This window comes from Roseovarius tibetensis (assembly GCF_050896375.1).
Taxonomy (GTDB): Bacteria; Pseudomonadota; Alphaproteobacteria; order Rhodobacterales; family Rhodobacteraceae; genus Roseovarius; species Roseovarius tibetensis.
Genome location: NZ_JBPBBB010000068.1, coordinates 1 through 9,613 on the forward strand (window position 1 = coordinate 1; position 9,613 = coordinate 9,613).

General features: G+C 61.0%; 8 protein-coding genes. 2 read left to right on the forward strand and 6 right to left on the reverse strand.

Going from position 1 to position 9,613, the window contains the following annotated elements:
• Positions 1 to 334: 334 nt before the first annotated feature.
• The 4 genes from ACROSR_RS19465 to ACROSR_RS19480 form a co-directional block, all read right to left on the reverse strand.
• The gene (locus ACROSR_RS19465) at positions 335 to 1,828 is read right to left on the reverse strand and encodes a tripartite tricarboxylate transporter permease (RefSeq protein ID WP_432687548.1); all 1,494 of its coding nucleotides are present in this window, start codon (positions 1,826 to 1,828) and stop codon (positions 335 to 337) included.
• Positions 1,829 to 1,831: 3 nt separating this feature from the next.
• Positions 1,832 to 2,338 (reverse strand): tripartite tricarboxylate transporter TctB family protein, encoded by a 507-nt coding sequence (locus ACROSR_RS19470; protein WP_432687549.1) that lies wholly within the window; start codon positions 2,336 to 2,338, stop codon positions 1,832 to 1,834.
• 70 nt (positions 2,339 to 2,408) lie between these two features.
• Entirely contained in the window at positions 2,409 to 3,392 is a 984-nt protein-coding gene (locus tag ACROSR_RS19475) for a Bug family tripartite tricarboxylate transporter substrate binding protein (RefSeq protein ID WP_432687550.1), read from the reverse strand.
• Positions 3,393 to 3,467: 75 nt separating this feature from the next.
• Entirely contained in the window at positions 3,468 to 5,159 is a 1,692-nt protein-coding gene (locus ACROSR_RS19480; protein ID WP_432687551.1) for a thiamine pyrophosphate-binding protein, read from the reverse strand.
• A 145-nt stretch (positions 5,160 to 5,304) separates the two neighbouring features.
• Between ACROSR_RS19480 and ACROSR_RS19485 the strand changes: the two genes are divergently transcribed.
• Positions 5,305 to 6,003 (forward strand): GntR family transcriptional regulator, encoded by a 699-nt coding sequence (locus tag ACROSR_RS19485; RefSeq protein WP_432687552.1) that lies wholly within the window; start codon positions 5,305 to 5,307, stop codon positions 6,001 to 6,003.
• A gap of 364 nt (positions 6,004 to 6,367) precedes the next feature.
• On the opposite strand, the gene ACROSR_RS19490 is transcribed toward ACROSR_RS19485, so the two are convergent.
• Positions 6,368 to 7,162, reverse strand: coding sequence for a VOC family protein (locus ACROSR_RS19490; RefSeq protein WP_432687553.1), 795 nt, complete (start codon positions 7,160 to 7,162; stop codon positions 6,368 to 6,370).
• A 906-nt stretch (positions 7,163 to 8,068) separates the two neighbouring features.
• A complete protein-coding gene (locus ACROSR_RS19495; RefSeq protein WP_432687554.1) occupies positions 8,069 to 9,190 on the reverse strand; it encodes an endonuclease/exonuclease/phosphatase family protein in 1,122 nt (373 codons plus the stop codon).
• Here ACROSR_RS19495 and ACROSR_RS19500 point away from each other — a divergent pair.
• Positions 9,189 to 9,479, forward strand: coding sequence for a hypothetical protein (locus ACROSR_RS19500; protein ID WP_432687555.1), 291 nt, complete (start codon positions 9,189 to 9,191; stop codon positions 9,477 to 9,479). The genes ACROSR_RS19495 and ACROSR_RS19500 overlap by 2 nt on opposite strands.
• Positions 9,480 to 9,613 lie beyond the last annotated feature (134 nt).

A 9,613-nucleotide genomic window follows, 5' to 3' on the forward strand; every position in this document is an offset into this window, starting at 1 on the left:
CGCCGGATTGGGTGGTTTCGAGTCACCCGGAGATTACGCCACATTCAAATTTCAACCAACTTCGCGACACGACCGAATGATGGCACACAAAAGGAGAACAGGCTCGGCTTATGAGTAGCCCTAAAAAGGGGCAGGTGACCCATCGAAGCTGTCCTTTTCCGATCAAGAGGATTTCGACGAATTCACCAATTCAGACGGTTGGTCACGAACTCATTCACCCGATTGCCCTGAATAATGGGCGGATCGCTTGAGTCTTGCTGGCGCCTTGATGCTTGTGCTTCCACATATCTTCTTTGGGGATCTGTCGATTAGCCGTAGCAGACCTCTATGGATATCAGCCGTGGGCACCCGGGCGCAGGCGCAAAAGCCAGACAAAGGCAAGAGTCATTACAAGGAACATCAGGCTGAACGGGCTGGTGATGAAGATCAGCGGATCGCCTTGTGACACTATCAGTGAGCGGCGCAGGAACTCTTCCAGGAATGGTCCCAGTATGACGCCCATCAGCATGGGCACGACCGGATACTCGAACCTGCGCAAAGCGAAGGCGAAGATGCCGATTGCCAGCGCCATCCACATCTGGAAGCCGGAGAAAGACGATGCGTAGACGCCTGCCATCGAGATCAGGCCGATGAAGGCGTAGAGGAAACCTCGATTGATGCGCGCCATCCGCATGTAGAAGGGCCCGAAGAGCATCACAGACACCATCACAAATATCGACGCCACGAAGAGCGCGGCGAACATGGGCGCAACCGTCGCCGTGCTCTCGGCCAGGAGGCCAGGCCCGGGCACGAGGCCGTGCAGCAGCAGCACACCGAATATGATCGCGGTGACCGCATCTCCTGGAATGCCCATGGTCAGAAGCGGGATGATCGCTCCGCCGCACATCGCGTTATTAGCCGACTCTGACGCCGCCAGCCCCTCGTGCGAGCCTTGTCCGAATTCATCGGGTCGGGTCGCCGTGCGCTTGGCCTCGGCATAGGCGATGAAGGACGCCATCGAGGCGCCCCCGCCCGGCAGCATGCCGATCAGTACGCCGATCACTGAACTCTTGACATAAAGGAACGCGCCGATCCGCCGGATGATGCTGAAATCCGGAATGAAGTCACGATGTCGGAGACGCGGAAGATCGGCCACGGCGACGCCCATGGCGCGGCGCGCCGGCGTCGCGGCCTGCGCCAGAAGTTCGCATACCGCGAAAAGGCCGATGACGGCGGGCAAGAGGCCGATGCCCTCGACCAGGTGATAGCTGCCGAAATCGAAGCGCCCCTTGGGAACCATCGGGTCGATGCCCACGGTCGAGATCATCAGCCCCAGCGTCATCGCGAGCGTCGCTTTCCACAGAGATCCGCGCGCAACGATGGTGACCGTCACCACAGCCAGCAGCACCAACGAGAATTTCTCGGGGGTTCGAAATAGCAGAGCCAACTGGCTGATCGGCTGAGCCAGCAGCATCAGCACCAGCGCGCCGATCATGCCGCCTATGGAGGAGGCGAACGCATCGAGGCTGAGCGCCTGTGCGCCGTGCCCCTTCTTCATCAGGGCATGCCCGTCGAGACTGGTTATCGCGCCCGAGGGCGCGCCGGGGATATTGAGCGTGATGCCGGTGATCGATCCGGCATAGATACCCGCCATATAGATGCCCATGACCATGATCAGGGCGTTGCCGACCTCCATGCTAAAGGTGAACGGCAACAGAAGGGCAATCGCCAGCGTCGCCGTGAGGCCCGGAATAGCACCGAAGAAAAGCCCGAGCAGGAATCCCCCGACCAGATACATGAAGGGCCAGAACGTGAAGAGGGCGGTGAAACCGCCCATGAGGTCCAGCATGATCTAAAGGCTCCAGACCGGAAGAGACAACTCGAATAGCCAGACAAAAAAGAGCCAGCCGAACACTGTGATGACCGCCGCGGTCAGCGCCGAGAGGATCAGCGCCTGAAGGGGGCGCCCGCTACCTTCATAGTTGAAATAAAGCGCGACGATGAACGTATAAACGCCTGCCGATACGAAATATCCAACCCGATCGAGCCCGAAGGCGAAGAGCGCGGTTGCGGCCCCGACGATCAGCGGTCCAATGATCCCGACCGCCGGGACATGCTGGGATATGGCGTGCGCGTCGCCGGCGTCCTTTTGTCCGCGGCGCAGTTCGGTGAAAAGAATGCGCAGCGCGCCCACGTACATGATCGCACTCAGCAGGATCGGCATGAACGACGCGCCCGGCTCCACCCCCTTGACGAACGGCATGCCGAGGCCGAAGATCTGGCTGGCATAGACCGTTGTCAGCACCAGCAGCACCAGGGCAAAAATCGCCTGGCCGTTCAGTCGGGGGCTGCCGGTCATGCGGACTTCATCCTTTGCGCGTCAGGGGCAGGGGCCGGGCGGACCGAGCGGGGACACCCGGCCCCATGCGTTATTTCTCGAGGATACCTTGCTCGACCAGATTGTCGATCAGGGAAAAAGCCTTCTGCTGCGAGGCCTGGACATAGGCGGTGGTCTCTTCGCCATCCATCCAAACCGCGCCCATTGCGGTCTCTTCCGCGCGGGCCTGGAATTCGGGCATCTCGAAAACCTCGGCAAAGGCTTGTTCGAGGATCTCGCGCTTCTCGGCATCTATACCCTTAGGCGCAGCGATCAGCCGGAAACTACCCCATACGACGTCATAACCCAGTTCCTCCATTGTCGGCACCTCCGGCAGAAACTCACTACGCTCGGTGCCCATGACGGCAAGAACCCTGGCCTGCCCTGATTGCACCGCCGAATAGACCGCCGAGGCGCTAAGCGATGCGGCATCCGTCTCGCCCGAAAGAAGCGCCTCGCGCTGCGGGCCAGAACCGTCGGGATAGGGCACGTGATTGACTTCGATGCCCGTCGCGTCGGCTAGATCGAGCGCGGGCAGATGCCACACGCCGCCGCTGCCCACGTTAGAGATCGAGAGCTCACCGGGATCCTCCTTGGCCGCCGTGATGAAATCCTCCAGCGTCTCGTAGGGAGAGTCTGCATTTACGGCCAGCACGGTTGGATGCACCGTGACCGAGCCGAGATAGGTCAGCTGATCCGTGTCATAGCCGGGCACCAGACCGTAGTATGGCACCGTGATCACGCTATCCCATGTCAGCGAGCCGATGGTATATCCATCCGGACGCGCCTTCATCAGGCGCAGCGTTCCGACCCCGCTCTGGGCGCCGGTGACATTCTGGGTGTTGATGCCGACCCCCAGTGTCTCTTCGGCGAAATTCATGAAAGTGCGCATGACGGTGTCGGTGCCGCCCCCTGCGCTCCATGGCATGATGTGGGTCAGGTCCTTGCTGGGATAATCCTGCGCGGTTGCGCCGCCAAGCGGCATCGTCACAGCAAGAGCGGCGATCGCCGCCGTTCTGCGAGTGAGTTTTATCATTTTCATCATCCTTTTCTCCCTGTGGGTTCCGTTCAGGTTGCCATCCATGCCCCGGACATTCCGCAGCACGCCTCGTTAGCCCATCCAGCGACGGACGGGCGCCTTCGCCTCTTCGAGGGGCTGGCAGACGATATCGACCAGAGTCGGCCCGTCATGGGCAATCGCCTCACGCAGCACGTCCTCAAGCTTGGCCGGGTCTTCGACCTTCCACGACTTGACACCATAGGCTGCGGCAACGGCGGCCTGATCGACACGGTTGAAATCGACATTGTAATACCGGGCGCCGCAATCGTCATGTTGGCTTGCCTTGATCCAGCCGAAACTGGCATTCGAAAAGACGATATAGGTGATGTTTGCCCGGCAGCGCGTCACGGTTTCAAGCTCGCCGCATGTGAACCCGAAAGAGCCGTCCCCCATCAGGCCCACAACCTTGCTGTCGGGCCTTCCGAACCATGCGCCGAGCGATGCCGAAAGCGCATAACCAAGGGCGCCATGAGCGCGGTTCGTGATGAAGTGGCGTCCGGGACTAGGAAGTTGGTAATAGGCCGAGAAATAAGGGCAGGACGTGCCAGGGTCCGATACGATGGTCGCATCTTCGGGTAGGACGCTCTGCAGGGTGGCGATGATGCGTTCGGGGCGGATCGGCGCCTCATCCGATGTGGCCAGCCTGTTGAACTTCTCGAACTTACGCTCTCGGATATCGGCCACTGCGGCGGCCCCGCCGAAGGTCCCGGCGCCCTGACCGCGGCGGTCCAGAGCATCGTTCATCGCCTCTAGTGTCATGCGCAGATCCCCGACGACACCGACCTCTGTCGGAAGCACGGCGCCGACCACCATCGGATCGACATCGCAATGCACCACCCGCGTGCCGGGCTGGGGCGCCTCCCAGCGAGACGTGGTTGTGGACCCGGCCCTGCATCCCATGAAGACAACCAGATCTGCACCCGCCATCGCTTCCCATGTCTCGCCCGTGCCGCCGTTCGACCCGACAACCCCCAGACAGTTGGTGCTCGTCTCTGCAAGGCTGCCTTGCCCCGAGATCGACGTGGCGACCGCGATGTCGAGCCGGATCGCGAGGCGCTCCAGCGCGTCCATACCGCCCGAGATGACGACGCCGCCACCGCAGACGATCAACGGTGACTTGGCTGACAGGATCGCATCAAGGGCTGTTTCGACGGCCCCCTGATCGGGACCCGTGCGGTAGGATGGGTAGGTGTGGAGTTGCGGGTCGGCCCATACATCCTCTGCCGGCACCTCATCGTATTGTATATCATAGGGCAGCCCCAGATGCGCCGCGCCAGAACGCCCTGTCGTCATCGCGCGAAACGCTTGACGCACCATGCGCGGAATGTGATCGGCCCGCTTGATGACGGTGTTCCATTTCGTCAGCGGACGCATGAGCGCCTCTTGATCCACCTCGGTCAAGGGGTAGCGGCCGTGACTGGCGATAGCCACGTCGGTGGTAATGCCGAGCACGGCATAGGAGCTTTCGCTCGCTTCGATGAGACCCGGTAGAATATAGGTGGCGCCGCCGCCCGAAGGCCCCTCGCAGACACCCGCCCGCCCGGTAACCCGCGAATAAGCGTCCGCCATGTAGGTGGCGCTGCGTTCGTCCCGGGTCAGGATATGCTGAATCGGGGGGTTCAGCGTCAGCATCGCGTCATAGAAAGGCAGCGTCGTATCACCGCAAAGGCCAAAGATGTGCCGCACGCCGTGAGCCTCGAGGCTGCGAACCATGGCCTGTGCGCCTGTCATCGAGTTGCTCATGCATGCTCCTTTTGCGGTGTGAGGCCATTCAAATCTGTATACAGGAGCATATTCAGATCAGTGTGCAAATCAATTGCTATTTTTTAGGCATACGTTATTTTTCATTTTGACGGCCCATAACGTGGGCAGGTTTCAAGGCAATCGCATGACCCACGATCTTGGTTACGAGAATACTGGCGCCGTCGAGCGCGCCTACCGCACATTGAAGGAAATGGTCGCCAGCTTTGAATTCAAGCCGGACCAGCGGTTGAACGAAAGCGCGATCGCCGTGCAACTTTCAATCAGCCGGACGCCCTTGCGAGAGGCGCTGAACCGTCTGACGGCAGAAGGGTTTCTGACGTTCCGGCGTGGTCAGGGCTTTCACTGCCGCGCGTTGAACCCAGCAGAGATGATGGACCTGTACGAAGCGCGCGCCGCGATCGAAGGCGAGGCGGCGCGCCTTGCTGCGCGGCGCGCCAAACCTGAAGATATCGCCCGTCTGCATACCGATCTGGAGCAGTCGAAAGATCGTTATACCAGCGGTGTCTCGCCGGTTGAGTTGATCCGGCTCGACGAGGATTTTCATCGACGTATCGCGCTCATGGCGGGCAATGCCGAACTGGTGCGCCTTCTGGACAACGCGGCCGCGCGCATCCATTACATCCGCGTCATCGACCTGCAACTGCTCAGCGAACGGGATGGTGCGCCCGCCATCACGACACGCCCCCATGCATGCATCCTGGATGCGGTGACGGCAGGTGACGAAGAGGGTGCGGCGCGCGAGATGCGCTGCCACATCTCGCGCAGGCTGGAGGAAGTGACGGCGAATGTGCGCCTCGCCTTCTCAAGGCTCTATGCGCCTTGAAAAGGTGTGTTGAAGCCGGGTGGGTGGCCGTCTCCCTCGAGTGATCCGGTTTGTGGACATGACTACAGCCGCCGCTCCGCGTCAGCCGTTTCCCGTCAGGACCGGGCGTCGGCCACTCTGCCTTCGCACATGTAATATGCCCCAAGTCTCAAAGCGCAGCCGCGGTCGCAGCGTACATCATCTCGTCGACCATGACCCGTTGAGCAGATACCAATTGAAAACCGTGCGTATCGCTCGCCACCAGCCAATGCTGCCCTGGCCCGGCCCCAACTGAAAAGGGGCGCCAAGCGCGCCCCGGGCCGGGCGAGGAAACCGGTCTGCGGCACTCCGGATTGAAAATCCGTAGGATTGAACGTGGCTTTAGTCACCATGCCTCCCTTGATCGGTTTCGGGCGGTTTGGCAGTGCAGCGTCAATTCGAGGGCTGGAATGATCAGGACCCCACCGCCCTCGCATGTCCTCCACTCTGCATCAGTGCTGGCCCTGGCGCTAGCCGCGATCCTCTCGAGTGTCTCGAATACGAGCGTTGCCTCCGCAAAACGGTCAGGACCCTCGGTAACATGCAATGCAAAGCCGCCTCCCTTCACATAACAGCCGGTTTCCGCCTGCGTCGCCTCGCCGCCCGCCAAGGTGGCATACCGCCACGCCTCGGCGGCTGGATCAGGACTGTTCACACCCATGGCGGAGATCCCGCAGAAGCCGTTCGGATGGTCGAGCCACTCCTCGCGCCAAACCAGATCAGGCGTAAGGTGCTGGCAAAAGTAGACGCGTCCCGCAGGGAACTCGGCAGAGGTCATGCGCACGTTGTGAAAGCGGGCCATATGGTCTTTCCCGTCCAGCGCCACGGGGCGTTCCAGGAGGATGGGCTCCTTTGGCGCGAAGCCTTCAGCCTTCAGCCGCGCATAGGTCGCCTGCGCATCCTGCGAACGAAAGACCAGGCCGCTCAACCCAACAGGACTTTCGAGGACGTCCTGCCGCTGCTTGCCCGTTTCGGGGATGCCCACAAGCTCTAGATAACTGGCGGGATTCATCATCAGGTGGTTGATCGACCCCAAGGAATGGTAGCCGCGCGGCGTCAGGTTGAAGCCCAGATCCGTGAAAACACCAGCAGCCGCGTTCATCGCGAGCCGGGCGTTGACGACCAAGTGATCCAGATGCATGATACGCTTCCGTTTTTGTTCCGCCCATATCTGCTCTCTGACGCGTCAAATGTCGAACCCTTTGATCTGGGCGTGTTGACGTTTGAGGCTTCCAGAATTCTCAACTATGTCAAGCAGCGCTCGCTTGAACGGGTCCGCACCCGGAATATCCTCAACTTCGGCTCGGTACTGGCAAAGTCTCTACCTAAGGGGGTGCCGCCCAATGGGACCCCCATTAGAGAAAAACTGTCTCGTAACTTGTAGCCGTGCGAGAACATTCAAGGCGAGCATGGCCAGAAGTTTCTTCGATGCTTGCAGGCTGATGGGTGGTCTTTAGCCTGAGAACCGGCCGCACGCGATTGCCTTCATCGCCTCAGTCCTGACGTCTGGCCGCTCTTGATGAAGCAAACACGGACTATCCCGGTTGCGTATCCATGGCGAGGGTGTCCGCCAGCACCGATTGGCCGGTGAGTGGCCTGCAGCACCATTGAGCTAGGCAGGCCCGTACCAAGTGACCGCTTTGAGATTAACTGCCTCGAAATTTCGCAGCCGCAGCATATTGAGTGCGGCACCTGGAACGACCGTCCGCTCCGGGCTGGCTTACGACATCTGATGGTTTCTGTCGGATATCCGTACATCCCCGCGCGGCACAGTTACGCCGGATGTTCGGTTTCTCAGACGCAGCGACTGGCAACTCTGCAGGGCCGCGCCGCGGCATCTCGATGTCAAGGCAAAGTCCGCACAGGGCCGTCCGTGTCTACCGCGGGTTTCCCTTGCGAGGGGAGGATCCGGGCTTTCTCTGCCAGCGCGAACAGAAAGGCACTTGCCGCAAATGCGGGCCTTCATCTGCCATCGGATCCTCCGTTCCTTGCCGAACTGCTTGCTGAGCTTTCTCTCGAGCGGGACGGCAGGGTCGACTGGCAGGGCTTAGCCGGGCCTCTTTGAGGTCAGGAAGGCCACGGAGTCATCGGTTTCGAGTTCGATCCAGATCGGGAGGTGATCGGACAGCTGGCGGGTGCGCCAGTGCACGCGCCAATAAGAGTCGAAGACATCCTCATCCCCGGCGATGTCGCGCGATCCACCATAGTCCGAGATGACGGCGTCGCGAAAGATCGGCTTGTCGGCATCGCGGAAGACATGCGCGAAGAGATCGAGCGTGCCGCCGCTCGGGGCGCCATCCGGTCGCGTCCCGAGACGAAAATACTCGTTGGAGCTGAGAAACATGCGATCGTAGATCTCGGTCCCGGCGGCGTTCGTGGGCAGATCCAGCAGCGCTTGCGGCTCGACGAACCCGTCAAGTTCCAGCAGCGCGACCGTATCGCCGTCGCGCGCCGCGTAGAGGTTCATGTCCCCCACGAGGATGAGATTCTTGGTCCACATCTCGTCACGCGCCTCGGCGAGGGCCGCCAGAAGCAGGCGCACCTCGTCGCGCCGATACCGAACCTCTTCCGTGCCGTCCCCCGGCGCCAGATGGACGTTCACGAGCGAGAACCGTTTCCAGCCGGTGATGAACCCGGTCACATGCGGCGCGCGCGACAATTGTTCGGGTGGCCTTGCGCTCTCGAAGGCGAGTTCCTCGCGGAGCTCGGGCCAAGCGGCGACTTCGCCGGAAAGTCCGGACAGCTGCACGCGCCGCGTGTCGTAGAGATAGACCGAGCGCTCCTTGTTGCCCGCCGGCCCGCCCGTGATGTCCGTCATCATGTACCCCCAATGGGGCCCGAGCAGGCGCATGAGAATATCGAGATCCTTCAAGGTGCGTTTGACTTCCTGAATGGCCACCAGGTCGAAATGCGAGATCACCTCGGCGATCCAGTGATAGGCCTCGGGAAGACGCGCCTTAAGATGGCCGAACTCGCGGATGTTCCAGCTCGCAAAGAGCAGGTTGCCATCGGTTCTGCGCGGCGGAAGGTCTGTATGCAACGCGCGCTTGAGCCGAAGCACGCCGTCGATGATCCTCTTGCGTGTGTGCTCATCGAGCCCCGGGAAGACCTGCGCGTAGTCGCGCTCTTGAAGATCGTCGGCCGTGCGCAGATCGTGATAGGTCGGCATGACGAGCAGGTCCTTTCTGGCCGCAATTTCCCATCAGATTGTCTTCGAAGAGAAGTCTGGTCTTTCGCACCGATCCTGGCAAGTGCTCGCGCCCGGCCGGAAGTTGCCCCAAAGCGAGGACGTGGTAGTGGGCAACGTCGCCGTCCGCAGCTTCGGCACGCTGCTGAAACTGCTGCGCCGCGGGCGGCGCTATGCCTCGTCGGGCGCCATTGCCGGCCCGATCGTCGAACTCGACATGCGCGACACGTATCTCAGGGATATCACCTCGCTGATCAGCTGCACCGCGTGAGGCGATCCGGCGTTCGCGAACCTGGTCTGATAAATCGAGAGTGGGGAAATCCGGCCATTGAATCGCCCCGGATTTGTCGGAGACCATCAACTTAAGTAAGGATGATGGGTATGACAAAAAGCAAAATGGCAAAT

Bases quoted from the DNA above. Each gene is read 5' to 3' on its own strand.
- ACROSR_RS19465 (WP_432687548.1), bottom strand. From the start codon at position 1,828: ATGCTGGACCTCATGGGCGGTTTCACCGCCCTCTTCACGTTCTGGCCC.
- ACROSR_RS19470 (WP_432687549.1), bottom strand. From the start codon at position 2,338: ATGACCGGCAGCCCCCGACTGAACGGCCAGGCGATTTTTGCCCTGGTG.
- ACROSR_RS19475 (WP_432687550.1), bottom strand. From the start codon at position 3,392: ATGATAAAACTCACTCGCAGAACGGCGGCGATCGCCGCTCTTGCTGTG.
- ACROSR_RS19480 (WP_432687551.1), bottom strand. From the start codon at position 5,159: ATGAGCAACTCGATGACAGGCGCACAGGCCATGGTTCGCAGCCTCGAG.
- ACROSR_RS19485 (WP_432687552.1), top strand. From the start codon at position 5,305: ATGACCCACGATCTTGGTTACGAGAATACTGGCGCCGTCGAGCGCGCC.
- ACROSR_RS19490 (WP_432687553.1), bottom strand. From the start codon at position 7,162: ATGCATCTGGATCACTTGGTCGTCAACGCCCGGCTCGCGATGAACGCG.
- ACROSR_RS19500 (WP_432687555.1), top strand. From the start codon at position 9,189: ATGACGAGCAGGTCCTTTCTGGCCGCAATTTCCCATCAGATTGTCTTC.
- ACROSR_RS19495 (WP_432687554.1), bottom strand. From the start codon at position 9,190: ATGCCGACCTATCACGATCTGCGCACGGCCGACGATCTTCAAGAGCGC.